The organism is Vibrio sp. MM46 (assembly GCF_027587135.1).
Taxonomy (GTDB): Bacteria; Pseudomonadota; Gammaproteobacteria; order Enterobacterales; family Vibrionaceae; genus Vibrio; species Vibrio harveyi.
Map to the genome: position 1 here is coordinate 122,467 of NZ_JAPPTO010000014.1, position 16,018 is coordinate 138,484.

Sequence of the window (16,018 nt, forward strand, 5' to 3'; positions counted from 1 at the left end):
TAATTCTCAGGATGTGATCTTAAACGTTATCAGTTTGTTAACGATTGCTATACTTACCAAGCCATAAACAAAGGAAAAAATAAGGACGTTCAATGTTAAAGCTCAAGCAAATTGCTGTCGCGGCTTCTCTGGCTGCACTAAGTACAAGTTTTTCAGTTTCTGCTAAAGATACGTTCGTAACCATTGGTACGGGCGGTGTAACTGGCGTGTACTACCCGACGGGTGGTGCAATTTGTCGTTTGGTCAACAAATCACGTGCTGATCATGGCATCCGTTGTTCAGTAGAAAGTACCGGTGGTTCTATCTACAACATCAATACCATTCGCGCAGGTGAGTTGGATTTAGGTATCGCGCAGTCGGACTGGCAATACCATGCTTATAACGGTACGAGCAAGTTTGAAGATAAAGGACCATTCAAAGAGCTTCGTGCGGTGTTCTCTGTACACCCAGAACCGTTCACCGTTGTGGCTCGTAAAGACGCTAACATCAACACGTTTGATGACCTAAAAGGCAAACGAGTGAACATTGGTAACCCAGGTTCTGGTCAGCGCGGTACCATGGAAGTGCTAATGAAAGAGTACGGTTGGACGAATGATGATTTCAAGCTGGTATCTGAGCTAAAAGCATCAGAACAGTCAAAAGCACTGTGTGATAACAAGATCGACGCGATGGTTTACACAGTCGGTCACCCAAGTGGTGCGATTAAAGAAGCAACGACCTCGTGTGACAGCAACATCGTAACGGTAGCCGGTCCACAAGTTGAGAAGTTGGTTTCTGATAACAGCTTCTACCGTATCGCAAACGTACCGGGTGGCATGTACCGCGGTTCAGAAAGTGATGTACAAACCTTTGGTGTAGGTGCGACGTTTGTTTCTTCAACGGCCGTGCCAGACGAAGTAGTTTACAACGTAGTGAAAGCGGTATTCGAAAACTTTGATGATTTCCGCCGTCTACACCCAGCATTCGCCAACTTGAAGAAAGAAGAAATGGTGAAAGATGGTCTATCTGCGCCGCTTCATCCAGGTGCTGAGAAGTACTACAAAGAAGTGGGTTTGATTAAGTAATTTCCACTTAGAACTAATAAAAACGCCATCGTAGTTTGCGATGGCGTTTTGGTTTGTGAGCAATGAGCGCTTGGCTTTGGTTATATCGTGGTATTGAGTTAGGCATAGACATCTACGAAAAAGTAAATGGTAATCGCGATAGAAGAGAGGGCAACGAAGCCTTTTACATGACTAGGATTCAACCGGCGAGATACACGCGCTGCCAAGTAGCCGCCAACCAATGTGCCAACCATTACAACGCTGCCTTTGGTCCAATCGATCGAACCGTTAGCAACAAAGATCACGATGGCAATCAGAGAAACACAGGTCGAAACCAGCAGCTTAAGCCCGTTCATTAAGTTGATGTCTTGGTGCCCTGCAACCACTAAATAACTTAATACGATCACGCCTAGTCCGGCATTGAAGAAGCCGCCATAAGCAGAGACGCTAATCAAAAGAAGACTTAATGCAATCACACCCAGAATGCCGGCGTGTTTGGTCTCTTTGGTCATAGACTTAATCAACGCAGTCATGCGTGAGCCAGTTAAAAACAGTACGGTTGCGAACAACAGTAGCCACGGAATCGCTTCAAGAAAAACAGATTCTGGCGTATTTAGCAGAAGGTAAGCACCGACAGCGCCACCAATCAAACTGAAAGAGATAGTGAAAGCCAGTTCTTGCTTGTTCTTCATGATTTCTTCGCGAAAGCCGATTGCACCACTGATGTAACCTGCGCAAGAAGCATAAGTATTCGTCGCGTTCGCCATGATAGGAGGCACGCCAACAGCCATCAATGCAGGGAAGGTTATGAAGCTACCACCACCGGCGACGGAGTTCATGATCCCACCCACGACGCCTGCGGCAAACAAGAGAGCAAATTCCAGCAGCATAAAAATCCTTTTTTGTTCTTATAATTTTTGTTTCTGAACGGTTAACACTACGCAACTCATCCAAAGAAATAAAGTAGCGATTAGTCCAAGAAAAAAGCCACCGCAGAGGGTGGCTTGGTTTCAAAGGTCTATCTTGAGGGAGAGATAGAATGCTTATTGCTCAACTTTCACTGGTTGCGCTTTAAGCTTTTGAAAGAGTTTTACAAGCAGTGGACTGCCAAGTACCAATACCGCAAACACTGTGAATGTCAGTGTGATTGGGCGTTCCCATAGGAAGCTCAGTTCTCCGTCGGAAATCATCAATGCTCGGCGCAGGTTCTCTTCCATTAATCCACCAAGGATAAAGCCAAGCAAGAGCGGTGCGAGAGGGAAGTTTGCCAATCTTAGTGCGATGGCAGCCATTGCCACAAGTAACATCACAAACACGTCCATGGTGTTGAAAGAAACCAGATACACACCCGTAATGGAGAAGAACAGAATCATCGGCAACAACACGGTTCTTGGTACTGCCAACAGCTTCGAGATGTATGGGATCAGCGGTAGGTTAAGAATCACCAACACAATGTTGCCGAAGTACATAGAGATGATCACTGACCAGAACACATCTGGGTGCTCAACAAACAGACGAGGGCCCGGCTGAATACCATAAGCGATTAACGCTCCTAGCATGATTGCGGTTGTACCAGAGCCCGGAATACCAAGGGTCAAAAGAGGAACGAAAGAACCACTAGATGCTGCGTTGTTCGCTGACTCCGGAGCAACCAAACCTCGAATGCTGCCTTTACCAAATTGTTCTTTTTTATCCTTTGGAGCAAGGTTACGTTCCATGCCGTAACTTAAGAAGGCGGCGATGGTTGCACCTGCGCCCGGAAGAACACCTGTAAAGAAGCCAAGGATTGAAGAGCGAATAGAAACAGGCGCTACTTCTTTGATTTCTTCCTTGGTGACTTTCATCGAGCCAATGTTGCTCAGCTTATCTTGTTCCTCATCACGCGTATCTTCAGAAGGCTTCAAAATACCCATCAAAGTTTCACCAAGCGCAAAGGTCGCCATCGCCAACAATAGGAAGCTAAAGCCATCCATCAAATCCGTTAGACCAAAGGTGAAGCGTTCGACACCGACGCCTTTATCAATGCCGACTGTAGACAACATCAAGCCTAGAATGGTCATCATCCATGCTTTTATTACTTGTCCTTTGCCAGCGAACGCAGCCACTGCGGATAAGCCAAGAAGCATTAGCGCAAAGTAGTCAGAAGATTGGAAGCTTAACGAGACGTTAGCCAATGCTGGTGCCGCCACAAGCAGCATTATTGCTGAAAGCGTGCCACCAGTGAAAGAAGAGTAAGCCGCCAGTGCAAGTGCTTTACCTGCTTGTCCTTTCTGCGCCATTGGGTAGCCATCAAACGCGGTAACTACGGTTGAAGAACAACCCGGTGCGTTGATAAGAATAGAGGAAGTTGAACCACCAAATACCGCACCATAGTAAACACCTGCCATCAGAATCAGACCCGAAGATGGATCCAAACCATAGGTGATAGGAATCATCAGAGCGATGGCAGAAATAGGACCAAGCCCCGGTAGCATGCCGATAAACGTACCAACAAAACAGCCAACAATCACCATCATGATGTTCATTGGCATCACGGCGGTGGATAAACCTTGTAGAATTCCATCTAACATAATTCAGTCCTTTCTTTTGACTACCAGATGGTGAAAATCAGACCAGGCTCAAGGTAGATATCCAGACCTTGAGTGAGCAACAAGTAAAACGCGATAACGAACGGGAATGAGGCTCCAAACAACACCGATTTACGTCGTTCGCCAAGAAGGTAAAAGCCCGCAAGCAGGAAGAATCCTGTCGCTAATACAAAGCCGATGTAAGTCAAACCCAGACCATAAAGCGCCATCAAAACTAAAAAGGCGATAAGCAATTTCCAGTTGAATGACATCACAGCGCCGCTTTGTTTATCGGGCTGACCAGTGACCAATAGCATTAGCGCTAAACCAATCCCGACGTAGGTCAGAATGGTCGGTAAAGTGCGAGCCGTGAAGGGTTCGTATTCATCCCCGGGAAAGAGAGGGATTTGCGTAGTTTGGTAGCCATAGCATAGGCAAAACAACAAAAAGATCATCGCGCCAACACGATCGCGGCACAGCAAATTCTCTTTGGTAAAAATATTGGTTGAATGAGACATATCCAACTCCTAGAACAACAGGAAAAGACCGTATATGGGCGTTAATGAAGAAGGACTAAGTCATTAACAATTAAGCGCATCGCTGCTAGTCGAGTTACTTAGTGTTTACCAATCAATAAACAAAGGAGTTTTTACTTGTCGAATATCGACAATGCCCATATACGGTGAAATTAGAGTGCAAATACAACGGGACTAGGGATAGCTAACCCCACAAACTCGGATGGGAGTTATTACTTTTTAAGGAAACCTAATTCGCGCATTAGGTCGCCCATTTGCTGCTCTTGCTCTTCTAGGAACGCGAAGAAATCTTTATCCGCTTTGTAGTTGTCAATCCAACCATTGCGGTCACGAACAACTTGCCATTCGTCCGTTTTGTACATCTTGGTCAGAGCTGCGTTCCATTCATCGAGTTTGGCTTGGCTCGTGCCAGGAGCGGCAAAGAAACCACGCCAGTTCGCGAACACAGTCTCATTGCCATATTCTTTCAGGGTAGGGATGTTTGGTGCGGCGTCTAGACGTTTTGGTGCCGTAATCGCCAGTACTTTTACCTGACCAGATTTCGACATCTCTAATACTTCGCCAAGACCGGTTGAAAGCAATTGTGTTTCGCCAGACAGAAGCGCTGCCATTGCTTTGCCGCCAGCGTCATACGCGATGTAGCGAACTTTACGCGCGTCAAAACCTTCGCCTTTAAATGCAGCTGCGACGACAAGGTGATCCATCGAGCCACGAGCAGAACCGCCGGCGATTTTTACTTTACGTGGGTTAGATTCGAAATCTTTGACCACATCTTCCCATGTGTTGTACTTCGAATCCGCGGAAGTCACGATAGCGCCGTAATCAGCAATCGTCGCAGCTACTGGCGTGAGATCTCGAAAAGATTGCGGGAAGATACCCGTCAGTGAACGAACAACGATTGGGGTTGAGTTCACCATCAACGTATCAGGTTGGCGCTCAGCGGTTTCGATGAGGTGTGCAATGGCTTTACCACCACCGCCACCAGAGAGGTTTTGGAAAGAGACATTTTCAACGATGTCGGATTTAACCAGTACATCACCTGTACCACGAGCCGTCATATCCCAGCCACCACCAGCACCACCAGGGATTAGAAAGTGGATTTTTTCAACATCAGCAGCAAAAGCGTGGAAAGAAAATGAGGCTGCAATGATGGATGCGGCGAGCGTTGGTTTGAGTACCTTTAACATGTTTCACGTTCCTTATGTTGGTGACTCTCTTGTTTTGAAGAGTCTTATTATTTGTTCTCCTAGCAAGGTAGGGTGACTCGCTAGTGATGAGTTAAAGGTTAATAAGGTGTTAACGTGATGTCTCTAATGCGTAGATAAAGAGAATATTGAGCATAAACGACGTTTTGTTCATAAAGTTCACGCAAATATACTCATCAAAGAATGTGGTGAAAGACTAGGTTGGTCACATCAATGGAGTGTCTAAAACCGCCATAATGATGGAGGTTGAATAGGGAGGAATAGAGATGAAAGGAACATGTTTATGTGGCGCTATTGAAGTGACCGCACCTCAACACAATGAAGTGAGCTTTTGTCATTGCGATATGTGTCGAAAGTGGTCAAGTGGGCCTCTGCATGCGGTGCATTGTGGTCCCGGTGTGACATTTAACGGTGCTGAGCCTAAACGCTATCAATCATCCCAATGGGCAGTACGAGGTTTTTGTGGTGAATGCGGCACGAATATCTATTACCACTTGTTGGCAACAGATGAATATATTCTTTCTGCGGGATTATTTAATGAGCCAGATTTCAAATTAAGCTTAGAGATCTTCACTGATGAGAAGCCCGCATACTATGATCTGCAACCACACAGCAAGAAAATGACAGCTCAAGAAGTTTTTGACCAATACGCGCCAGAAGAGTAGATAAAATGAAGTTTCTCTGGTTAAAGGTTTTACTGACAGTAGCGGTATTTGCAGGTTTATTTTTGATTGTCTATCAGCAAGTACAAAGTGGTGTAAGTTGATCATTAAAAGCCGAGTATTAACTCGGCTTTTCGCTCTTTGCTCATGTGCTCGTTTGATTACTTAAGCATGTGAACATAGTTATAAAACTCGACATCTCGTACGTAACCGTGTTTCTCATACACGGATTGTGCGGTTTTATTATCAATACCAGTGCTTAACATAACAAAGGCAGAGTCGGTCTCTTTTGCCAGTTGGTCCGCTTGTTCCAATAAGCGTTCACCAATCCCTCGTTTTCTCTGTGATGAATCCACATACAAATCGTACAGAAGCCAAATCTTACGCATTTCTAGCGAACAGAAGAGTGGATAAAGCTGCGCAAAACCGAGCGTCCGCCCACTTTCATCCGTTGCGTAGTACACGACTGATTCTTCATTCTCAATACGAGCTTTGATAAAAGACTCTGGGTCTTTACCTGAAACATCGACTTGATAAAACTCAAGATATTTTAGGTAAAGAGGAGAGACCTTTTTGACATCAGAGACACCTGCTTTTTTCACGACGATCATAATAAAACCTTAAGGGTATATAAGACATTAGCTAGCATACGCCGATTGAAGAATAAGATTTCGTAGTAATCTAATCTCTCTAAAATGGAGCTCTAGCAATAGTCGTAAAACTTTGTGATGGTTAACTTATTCGTAGTTGCAGCTAGACTCGTAGCGCCGTGAGATGGGCGGCTGATACTGAGGAAACAACCTGACTCTTTTATCTGTTCAGGTGACTTTTCCTTGCCTAAGTAAATAAGTAATGACGGTTTCTCGGTCGGTCCGATATTGGCAAGGTTCAACCCTTGCACGCCCATCGCTTTCTCTACATTGAAATCATCCAACGCTAGCGTTCCCAATCTGACATAAATGTTCAGTTCTGACAGTTTTGCTAACGGCATTTCTGCGACACCTTGACTCTTAGCGTGTGTCATCATCTCCTGGTTGATGTCATGAAATTTGTCGATAAAAGATTCCAAGCTGTTGAGTCGATCTTGACGTTGCTTCTGCATGATTTGTGGTGCTGAAAACAAACTTATTATGGCTAAGAGAATAAGCGCTACAGTAACTTCGGTTAAGGAGAATCCTTTTTGCTTCATAGATATTTCTTACAGATAGAGGGGGCATACAAAAGAAGCGTAATGTTAGCGAGCTAGGTGCTTAGGATAAATTTGAGATGACCGATTATTTCAACAGTCGAAACCTATGAAAGAACTGAGACTGTGGTTGCGATAGTGGTACTTGCCGATTAATAACCTTTTGGTCGCTCCTTGTGCAAGTCTATGAAAAATATGTACTAGACTTGATATTAATATGCCTCAAGTTGCCAACATAGGTAGCGAATTTTCTTGTCGTCAATGCCATTGGAGGGCGTTATCGCGTGAAAACTAAATCAGGTTCTCCTCGTAAGTTTTCGATTAAGTTCACCGTCGGAAGTCTCTTCATATTTGCTACTGCAGTGACTGCGTTACTCGGGGTTGGTATGCAATACTACTTTGGTAAGCAGATGTCAGAGGAACATATTTTGACGCGCTTAACCATGACGGCTAAAGACGTCAGTAACCATATCCATCAAATTGATGCGAGTGCAACAAGTAGTGCGGGGATACTGCGGAGTGTAGCTGATTACAGTGATACACAATTTAGTGAAGATGAAATTCAGCACGTATTTACCCAAACCTTGATTGATAATCCTGTCTTTTACAGTATTTACTTTGCGAATCAGGAAGAGTTCTTCTTTCAAGTAGTTAACTTGGAATCTTCTTCAATTGTTAGAGGAAAAATAGGAGCGGCACCTGATGAACGTTGGGCGGTTATCAAAATTGTGGGAGAAGGCGAAGAGCGAACAAGATATTCCTTATATTATTCAGAGTCGCTTGAGCTGGTTCGTACTACAAAACAAACTAGTAACTTCTATCCATCTCGGAGACCTTGGTTCGACAATGCCTCAAAAAACAGTGTCTACAAGACCGATCCCTACTTATTTCAGCATTTAAAAATCACCGGTCAATCCTATTCTGTTCGCAGTAATAAAGGCGCCGTGATCGGTGTCGATACCGTGCTCTCGTCTCTGAGTGAGAAAATCACAGCGACTGAACTCGGAATGAAAAAAGATGATGGCGTAGAGTCGTTCATTTTTAACAATCGAGGTGAAGTGATCGCTTCAAGCATCAACGTATTTCAAGAGGTTGAAATTCCGACATCGCCACCGTTAACTTTAACAAAAGAACAGCAAGCATTATTGAATGATAAAGAGTTTGTTGTGTCCAACCAGAATGATTGGGGACCATACGATTATACCGAGAGTGGTGAGCCTGGTGGCTATGCTATCGATGTTTTAAAACTCATCGCTGAGAAAACGGGCATGGCAGTGGAGTTCGTAAATGGCTTCAGTTCTGCAGAATTGGTGAAGAAGTATCGCAATGGCGAAATAGATATACTTCAGCCCGTGCTTGGTGCTCCCTCTGAATTTGGTCTCAAGAGCCATCCGATATTTTACGGACAACTGGCTATCGCAGCCAAAATCGATATTCCGATGCCCGTTTCTCTAACTGAACTCACGAACCAAAAAGTGGGCGTCGTCGCTGGCTTTGGAATGAAGGAGTGGTTACTCGAACGTTATCCGACACTCAATATTGTTGAACAACCTAATCTCGATTTAGCAAAACGAGCGCTGCACATGGGGGATATTGAATACCTTGTAGACAGTTACCTAACCATGGTCGAGATGAAGCGACTAGTGAAAATTACCAATATCCATGTGACAAAATTGACGGAATCACCTCTGGAATTTTCTGTGTTCATGCAAGATGAAAACAGTGGATTGATGCAAGTTGTCAATCAGGCAATCGACAGTATTACACCAGAACAACAATCCGCGTTGGAAGAGAAGTGGTTTAAACCCCATCAATGGCGAGGCAGTTTTGCGCCTTATCCGGAAGTCTATGAGCTAGCAACCCAAAAAGACAAACACGACACGATGAACAAAGTGACCATTGAGGGAGAGCATCGATTTCTCTATATCACTAAGTTGCAATCTACTCGTGGAACAAGTGACTACTTTGCGGTGTTAGTTTCCGAGCAAGTCGTTACTGATGCTGTCACCAGTCGATTATCCAAGGCTATTGCGTTTACCTCTATCGTGATGGTTATCTTATTTCCTTTAGCATGGAAGGTTGGCTCACCTATTGTGCATCCGATTCTGGCGCTTCGAAAAGAAACCATCAAAATCAAAAATCGTGAATTTGACCAATTAGCTCCGGTAGAAACGCGTATCAAAGAAGTTTCTGACTTGTCTGACTCAGTTACCGAAATGACGCAAGAGATTCAGCATCACGAGCAACAGCAAGAAGAGTTTGTTGAAGCCTTTATTCGCCTTATCGCGCAAGCGATCGATGACAAGTCTCCTTATACTGCGGGGCACTGTAATCGTGTTCCGGAAATTGGCTTGATGTTGGCAGAGGCTGTAGAGAAGTGCGACACCGGTAAGTTCAAAGACTTTAAGTTCAACAATGACGATGAACGACGTGAATTCCGTATCGCGGCTTGGTTACATGACTGCGGTAAGATCACAACGCCAGAACACATCGTTGATAAAGGCACTAAGTTAGAAGCCAACTATAACCGCATCAATGAAATTCGCACTCGTTTCGAAGTACTAAGGCGAGACGCTGAAGTGGAAATGTGGAAGTCGATATCTACTGGTGAACTGTCAAAAGAAGAGGCGCGAGCCAAGTTCGACCAGCGAGTTGCGCAGTTGGATGAGGACTTCCGATTTGTTGCCAACGCCAATGTGGGTGGTGAGTTCATGAGTGACGATAAGATTGAGCGCATTAAACAGATCGCCCAACAAACTTGGTTGCGTCACTATGATGATCATCTTGGTCTTTCTCCGTTTGAAGAAATGATTAAGCCAAAATCTGACGTGACGCTGCCAGTGGTCGAAAACCTTTTAGCGGATAAGCCTGACCATATTATCGAGCGCGTTCGCCCAATGGAATTTGCACCGGAGCATGGCATTAAGGTGCAAGTGCCAGAGCATCAATATAACTTGGGTGAAGTGTACAACCTGACCATTTCTCGCGGTACGTTAACACCAGAAGACCGCTTCAAAATTAACGAGCACATGATCAGTGGGATCAAAATGCTGGGGGCACTGCCATTCCCACCGGAGTTAAGTAACGTGCCGCGTTACGCTTCGACCCACCATGAGACTCTGAAAGGCACAGGCTATCCGCGTCGGTTGAGTGCAGAAGATTTATCTACCCCAGAACGCATCTTAGTGATTGCGGATATTTTTGAAGCGTTAACCGCAGGTGATCGACCTTACAAGAAAGCCAAGCCAGTGAGCGTTGCGGTCGACATCATGTATAAGATGGCACTGGACGAGCATTTGGATATGGACTTGTTCTTGTTGTTCTTAGAAAGCGGGGTTTACCGTGATTATGCCAACAAGTTTATGCCAGTCGAACAGGTTGATGAGGTGGATATTGAGAAGTATCTGAAGTCGAAATCATCAGACGCGTAAGCCAGAGAGCTTAGAGCGTTGAATTCCTACAGCTTCCAGAGTGGCGCATTCGTTGCCACTCTTTTTGTATCAGAACTTGGTAGCGCGTTGGTAAATCAATGTTGCTTGGGGTAGGTAGCAGCTCTGCCGCTTCTTGTAACGAGAGACCAGCAAAGGGATGTTGATCGTGGCAGCTGAGCAAGGTCATTGCCAAGGCATAGAAATCATCGTTCTTACTTGCCTGACCGATACGCAGACAAGGGCGGGTCGCACTATAGGCTCGGCTAACGGTTGTATGTGAATGCTCTCGGTATTTAGCATCAACTCGAATCACACTGCCAAAGTCTATAAGCCGAACTTGGTTATTTGGCGTCACGATGACGTTATGTGGCTTGATATCGCCATGCAGATAACCCGTTTTGTGTAGATTGAGCAAAGCGAATTCAAGCTTGGTTATTAAATCTTGAGGTAATAAATCAGGTTCTATCGCGTTAAGTGCTTTGCCTTCCAGATATTGACTCATTAACCAGTCGGCGTGGTTTTGCGAGCCATAACCATGAAAGTTTGCCCAGTAATCCGACGCGTATTTGGATAGAAAGTCCGCTTCCGCCATCAAAGCCCGTTTCTCAGCCAAGCTGCGTGCTACCTTGATGACCACAGTGCCATACAGTTTGTGCTCGCACTGAAACACGTTTTCGCTCAAAGGCGCTACATAAGTAACGCCACAGGCTCTAAATAGGGTTTGATTGGCGAACGTGTTCATCACTAAATGCTCGCAGGTAACACAAAGCCAGCAAAGAAATTCGGTACGAACGGATTGTTCTGACCTTGAGTTTTAATCGTTAAGCGAACCTTGTCGCCATTGTAATCAAACTCAAGCTGAGTGCTTTGCGAAGAGGTTGAAGTGACGCGCGGCTCAATCAAGCGGAACCATGCCCAACTGCCTTTAAACTGCTCATTGGCAATCGGCGTTGCTTGTTTTTGTAGACGCACCGTTAGTGCATCTTGCGCGACAGAATCACCTTTCCAGCTTTGTTGTGTCCACAGCATCGGACCGTGTTGATAGGTGAAAATCGGTTTCTCAGCACGAATAGAAAACTCAGTCAGTGCCGAGCTCATTTCTGTTGGTTTCATCTGGAATTGAATTGCAACGTTTTTCGGGTCAGCTAAAAACAGGGCAGAGCGAATGTCTTTGGCTTTATCAAACATCAGCCAAATCGCAGGATCTAACGCAAAGCCAGTATTTGGCAGTAAGCCGGACATAAACGGCGCTCGTTGCTCTGTCGAAAAGCCTTTCAACATGGTTTGATAGAAGGTGTCCAACGTGCCATCTGTCTTGAAGAAGGCAGCAACATCCGCCGTGCTTGCGTCGCTGTTCGCACTTTTCTTAAACGGATAGAAAGCCGCGATGGTGTTTTCATAAGGCTGGTAAACTTCGCTGTTCCACATACTATTAAGGTATTGGTGAGCTAAGTTCATCACCAACTCATTAGTTTGCACTGTCACGTAGTCAATCACTTCACCGGATAACGTTGGCTGGGAATCGGTCAATGACGCCAACTGTGCGACCGGATTTTGCGCTTTTAAACCTGCAGATAACGTTTCGTAAGCCACTTTGTCTGGTGTGTTGGATTTGTAGAACTGATCGAGCCATTTGGCCGTGTTAGCGAAACCTTCAAGAACGGAATCTATTGGTTTCTTACCCTGATCGTCTGGTGTCACTTGTTTGTGGAAATCATTAAACGTCAGTGTGATTTGTCGAGCGGATTCCTTTTTCTCATTGTCTTGCGCAGCATCGGCAATCTCCTCATCGGTTTTCTTCTTCGCATCTTTTGGCTCTGGTAGAAGAACCGAAGTGTAGTTGCTGATGGTGGTAAACAGCTTAGACATTGGGTTGTTTGAGGCATTGTTGAGCACGTTCAAGCTGGCATTTAACTGCTCAGAACCGGAAATCGTTTTCACCTCGATGCTGTTAATAAAATCGCGCCAGTAATTGATGTAATCGTTCTGATACATGCGCTTCAAGTCGTGGCTGATTCGGTGCATTTCTAGTGCACTTGGGGCTTGTCCTGCGATGCCTTCATAAGCGGATAACGCTTCAATAAGAAGAGGGGATTCCACCGAAAGATCCAGCTCGTTAAAGCCAGTCGGGGTGTACAGGTAAGGCACGAAATAACCCACGTAACCAGGTTTGAATTGGTATATTTGGTTAAAGTTGGAGCCAAGTTCTTTACGCACATCGATGCGCTTCTCGTACGCATGATCGTTCAAAATGTGTTGGTAGAGTAGCGTCTCGATGTTGGATTGATTGATGACTTGCTTCGCCAACCCTTCAAGCTCTTGATTGGCAGTTGTCGCCACCAAGTGCTGGTTAAACACATCGTCGAGCAGCACTTTGAGCTGAGCAACGTTGGTTTTGTCCGCTTCGCCTTGGTGTTCTAAGTTTGCTAGGAAATAGCTTTTGAGCTCTTCAATGTTGGTACGATTTTTATCAAACAACAGTCGATAGTCATTCAACAATTCGAGCGTTCTGGCTTGATCTTCCAAGTTCACATACACATACAAGTCGCTCTCAATGGTGTGCGCCATAGAAGGGATCAGCACTTGTTGCAGCTCTTTGGTGTAAGCCGCCTCAACTTCTGGTTTGATGGTCGCATTCGGTAGGAATGGCAATGTATACCAAGGTTCAGGCTCCTGATATAGCGCGTAAATGCGATGCATGGTGTACAGGTTTGGAATATTGCCCACCAGATCTTCTTTGCTGTATGGCTGTGCTGCGATCGCTTCTTTGTAACGCTCTAACATGCCATCGGCTTTGGCTTCACGATTGGTTTGATAATCGAAGTCGAGCTTGAGAATCGTCAGTGTACCAATCAATAAACCGAGCCAAATTAGGGTGTAGGCGGTTTGGCTGAACCACAACCAATTCTCTTTATGGCGGTTAACCCCGACTAAAGCGTTTTCATTTAACACGACATGAGACATCAAATGCTGAGCAAACAAGGTTTGTTGAACGGGCATTTGTTGGTGTTGCTGATATTGCTCATTGCCGAGGGATTGATTGACCACGTTCGCCAGTAAATCATGCTGTGCGAAATCACTGCCACTGTGGGTAAAGTAGAAGCCGCGGAAGTTGAGCCCATCTGTGTATTGGTCACCTCGATGTAAACGCTGTAAGAAGTGCCACAAATTCTGTTTAAGCAAACCAAATTGGTAAGGAGCACCACAAATGGCATTACGGAAATCTTGGTTAAGCTGCGCTCCCAACGCGTTGCTCATGTTCGAAATCAACTGACCGATGAGGTGGTCGTATTCGTCATTGAACCAATCGGCGTCAATGCCACCATGTTTTTGTACTGGGCTGGTGGCGCCGAACACTTCATTGCTTCTCGCTTCATCAAACGCAGAAAAGAACTGACAGAAATCGCTCACTTGCCCCATGTTGGTTAGGACATTGTAGACAGGTAGGTTCAAACCAAATGAACGATTGAATGCTTTGATTTGAGATTTCAATTGGTCGGCTTTTTGTGAAAGGGTTTCACTATTGCCAACTAACTGTTCAATTTCTGTGGTGAGCAACAAGCCGTTAATCGCTTGTCTCGGACGCCACTTATTTAAGCACTGGCACAGTGTTTTTAAGTAAAGCGGTTGTTGATCTTCGCCCATGCTGACGGAAATTAGAACTGAGTGTTCACTGAGCCAAAATAGAATCGGAAACTCAATGTCGTTACCAAAGTCATCCACCTTATAAGCTTCGTAACCCATCTGCGTGATGATACTTTTGTCTTTGCTTGGGTTATCACTGAGTAACAGGTAAATCGGCTGATCGTAACGGCTAGTTAAGCGCTTTTTACGTTTTTGTACGCCGAGCATTTTCTTGAAGTGGAAAGCGAGTAACTTGGAGCGTTTGATAATGAGTGCGCGTTCTTGGTCTTGCTCAAGACTCTTTTTCACCTTGCGATTGATTAACCAAAAGCAAAGCCCAGCAGAGAGCAGTGCCACAATGGTCGTCGTGATGACACCTGTCCATAAGAAATCAGGATACTCGACAAACCAAGTCAGTAAGCCACCTAAGATTGCCAGAAGCAGGAGGGTAACAAGGCTCCAAATGATTGCCTTTTTTCTTGTTGGTGTGTTTGGGTTGTCTTGCGTCATTGTGACTCAACCTCGCTTTGTTTATTTTTGTTATGCACCACTAAGCCGTTGACGTTGGCATTCTCTCGATACCAATTATTGATGGTTTTAGCTTGTTCTGAGTTGTCACATCGAACGATGACGCGAACGTAGGAGTTGATGTTATCCGCGACAGGTTGATAGTTGGATGTCGGCAGTTGGGCGATAAATTTCTCGGCGTTTTTAAGGTTAGAGAAGGTCGCAAGTTGCACTAGCCAATCAGTGTTTGCTGTAGGGCTCGTGACTGGAGCGCTCTTCGTCCCTGGCGCCGAAGTTTTCGCTTGTGGCGTCACGGCTTTTGGTTGGCTCGGAACTGGACGAGGTGGTTGAGTGGTATTTACCGCGACTTTATTGCCTTTTAAATCGTCGTCAGTGCTGACATACACGATGTCTTCCGCACGACCAGATTCAATATAGCGCTGGCTGTACTCACCAAGCTGAACAAAATCACGTGCCCGCTGTGGTTTGGTTTTGTTGTACCAGAAATAGGTCAGAGCAACGCTCAAACCAATGATAGTTAGGAAAAATAACGTGGTGACAAGGTAACGTTTCTTGCGCGTTGGTTTACGTGTTTTAGGCACCAAAACCTTAGTATGACAATAGATTCCACCGGCTTGTCGGTACTGACTTAAAATCTGCTCTAAGCGGTAGGTAAAACTCTTTAGCTGTTCGCTGCCCGTTTCGCGGTACTGACCTTTAAACCCGATATTGAGAAACAGATAAACCACTTCTAATAAGTCGATCAGCTTGTGCGGTTGGCGCGCTGCTTTCTCTGCCACAGTAAAGAAAAGCTCACCACCGTTGCGCATACCAAACAGTTCACTGAGTAAGGTTTTGTTCTCCCATCCGCGTTTTTCACCCCAATCGGTGTAGACAATCAACTCATCCAAAACCACGGCATACAGGAAACAGAGCTTGTCGATCACGGCGACTGGGTAGGTCAGCTCTGCGCCTTTGGTTTTGATCTCATTAATAGAAGCCACCAGTTGATGTCTGAGCGTGGTGATGTCTTCGGGCTCCGGCAAGGTGTTGATCTTGAGCGTGACAGCCAATAACTCAGAACTGATGTTGATCAGCTGATTCTCGGCTTTGTCGAAATGATGCAAGAACCCTATGTTGGCTTGTGCAGCGTTGACCGAATGCCACTTTACGTCTGGCATGTCGGTGTCTTTACTCACGAAGTCGTTTTCGCTGCTGTCCCAAACTAAGGTATCTTCATCCAAATAGTTCATAACT

Annotated in this window: 12 protein-coding genes; 3 read left to right on the forward strand and 9 right to left on the reverse strand. The window is 45.3% G+C overall.

Annotation, left to right across the window (positions count from 1 at the left end; all coding sequences use genetic code 11):
* Positions 1-92: 92 nt before the first annotated feature.
* Positions 93-1,064 carry a TAXI family TRAP transporter solute-binding subunit gene (locus OH459_RS16760; RefSeq protein WP_005451897.1) on the forward strand — a complete coding sequence of 324 codons (972 nt, stop codon included), beginning with the start codon at positions 93-95 and terminating at the stop codon, positions 1,062-1,064.
* Between the two features lie 98 nt (positions 1,065-1,162).
* Here OH459_RS16760 and OH459_RS16765 read toward each other — a convergent pair whose 3' ends face one another.
* The 4 genes from OH459_RS16765 to OH459_RS16780 all read right to left on the reverse strand — a co-directional run bounded on the left by OH459_RS16765 (position 1,163) and on the right by OH459_RS16780 (position 5,333).
* Positions 1,163-1,933 carry a sulfite exporter TauE/SafE family protein gene (locus OH459_RS16765; RefSeq protein WP_061065851.1) on the reverse strand — a complete coding sequence of 257 codons (771 nt, stop codon included), beginning with the start codon at positions 1,931-1,933 and terminating at the stop codon, positions 1,163-1,165.
* A gap of 153 nt (positions 1,934-2,086) precedes the next feature.
* Positions 2,087-3,613: a tripartite tricarboxylate transporter permease gene (locus tag OH459_RS16770; RefSeq protein WP_269987745.1), complete on the reverse strand. Its 1,527-nt coding sequence runs from the start codon at positions 3,611-3,613 to the stop codon at positions 2,087-2,089.
* A gap of 20 nt (positions 3,614-3,633) precedes the next feature.
* Positions 3,634-4,128, reverse strand: coding sequence for a tripartite tricarboxylate transporter TctB family protein (locus OH459_RS16775; protein ID WP_005451900.1), 495 nt, complete (start codon positions 4,126-4,128; stop codon positions 3,634-3,636).
* Positions 4,129-4,358: 230 nt separating this feature from the next.
* Positions 4,359-5,333 (reverse strand): tripartite tricarboxylate transporter substrate binding protein, encoded by a 975-nt coding sequence (locus OH459_RS16780; RefSeq protein WP_061065852.1) that lies wholly within the window; start codon positions 5,331-5,333, stop codon positions 4,359-4,361.
* A 284-nt stretch (positions 5,334-5,617) separates the two neighbouring features.
* On the opposite strand from OH459_RS16780, the gene OH459_RS16785 reads away from it, so the two are divergent.
* Positions 5,618-6,016, forward strand: a complete 399-nt coding sequence (locus tag OH459_RS16785) for a GFA family protein (protein ID WP_005451902.1) — start codon at positions 5,618-5,620, stop codon at positions 6,014-6,016.
* 158 nt (positions 6,017-6,174) lie between these two features.
* On the opposite strand, the gene OH459_RS16790 is transcribed toward OH459_RS16785, so the two are convergent.
* Together OH459_RS16790 and OH459_RS16795 are read right to left on the reverse strand one after the other, a co-directional pair.
* Positions 6,175-6,624, reverse strand: a complete 450-nt coding sequence (locus tag OH459_RS16790; protein ID WP_005451904.1) for a GNAT family N-acetyltransferase — start codon at positions 6,622-6,624, stop codon at positions 6,175-6,177.
* Between the two features lie 92 nt (positions 6,625-6,716).
* Entirely contained in the window at positions 6,717-7,202 is a 486-nt protein-coding gene (locus OH459_RS16795; RefSeq protein ID WP_114320886.1) for a type II secretion system protein, read from the reverse strand.
* Positions 7,203-7,483: 281 nt separating this feature from the next.
* On the opposite strand from OH459_RS16795, the gene OH459_RS16800 reads away from it, so the two are divergent.
* Complete coding sequence (locus OH459_RS16800; protein WP_269987751.1) at positions 7,484-10,630, forward strand: HD domain-containing phosphohydrolase; 3,147 nt, start codon at positions 7,484-7,486, stop codon at positions 10,628-10,630.
* A 10-nt stretch (positions 10,631-10,640) separates the two neighbouring features.
* Here OH459_RS16800 and OH459_RS16805 read toward each other — a convergent pair whose 3' ends face one another.
* The 3 genes from OH459_RS16805 to icmH are packed head-to-tail and all read right to left on the reverse strand — an operon-like array spanning position 10,641 to position 16,014.
* Positions 10,641-11,372, reverse strand: coding sequence for a protein kinase domain-containing protein (locus OH459_RS16805; protein ID WP_269987780.1), 732 nt, complete (start codon positions 11,370-11,372; stop codon positions 10,641-10,643).
* 2 nt (positions 11,373-11,374) lie between these two features.
* Positions 11,375-14,764, reverse strand: coding sequence for a type VI secretion system membrane subunit TssM (gene tssM / locus OH459_RS16810; protein WP_269987753.1), 3,390 nt, complete (start codon positions 14,762-14,764; stop codon positions 11,375-11,377).
* The gene (icmH, locus tag OH459_RS16815) at positions 14,761-16,014 is read right to left on the reverse strand and encodes a type IVB secretion system protein IcmH/DotU (protein ID WP_269987755.1); all 1,254 of its coding nucleotides are present in this window, start codon (positions 16,012-16,014) and stop codon (positions 14,761-14,763) included. The genes tssM and icmH overlap by 4 nt, the downstream gene beginning before the upstream one ends.
* Positions 16,015-16,018 lie beyond the last annotated feature (4 nt).

Bases quoted from the DNA above. Each gene is read 5' to 3' on its own strand.
- icmH (WP_269987755.1), bottom strand. From the start codon at position 16,014: ATGAACTATTTGGATGAAGATACCTTAGTTTGGGACAGCAGCGAAAAC.
- OH459_RS16775 (WP_005451900.1), bottom strand. From the start codon at position 4,128: ATGTCTCATTCAACCAATATTTTTACCAAAGAGAATTTGCTGTGCCGC.
- OH459_RS16770 (WP_269987745.1), bottom strand. From the start codon at position 3,613: ATGTTAGATGGAATTCTACAAGGTTTATCCACCGCCGTGATGCCAATG.
- OH459_RS16760 (WP_005451897.1), top strand. From the start codon at position 93: ATGTTAAAGCTCAAGCAAATTGCTGTCGCGGCTTCTCTGGCTGCACTA.
- OH459_RS16780 (WP_061065852.1), bottom strand. From the start codon at position 5,333: ATGTTAAAGGTACTCAAACCAACGCTCGCCGCATCCATCATTGCAGCC.
- OH459_RS16795 (WP_114320886.1), bottom strand. From the start codon at position 7,202: ATGAAGCAAAAAGGATTCTCCTTAACCGAAGTTACTGTAGCGCTTATT.
- OH459_RS16785 (WP_005451902.1), top strand. From the start codon at position 5,618: ATGAAAGGAACATGTTTATGTGGCGCTATTGAAGTGACCGCACCTCAA.
- OH459_RS16805 (WP_269987780.1), bottom strand. From the start codon at position 11,372: ATGAACACGTTCGCCAATCAAACCCTATTTAGAGCCTGTGGCGTTACT.
- OH459_RS16765 (WP_061065851.1), bottom strand. From the start codon at position 1,933: ATGCTGCTGGAATTTGCTCTCTTGTTTGCCGCAGGCGTCGTGGGTGGG.
- tssM (WP_269987753.1), bottom strand. From the start codon at position 14,764: ATGACGCAAGACAACCCAAACACACCAACAAGAAAAAAGGCAATCATT.
- OH459_RS16790 (WP_005451904.1), bottom strand. From the start codon at position 6,624: ATGATCGTCGTGAAAAAAGCAGGTGTCTCTGATGTCAAAAAGGTCTCT.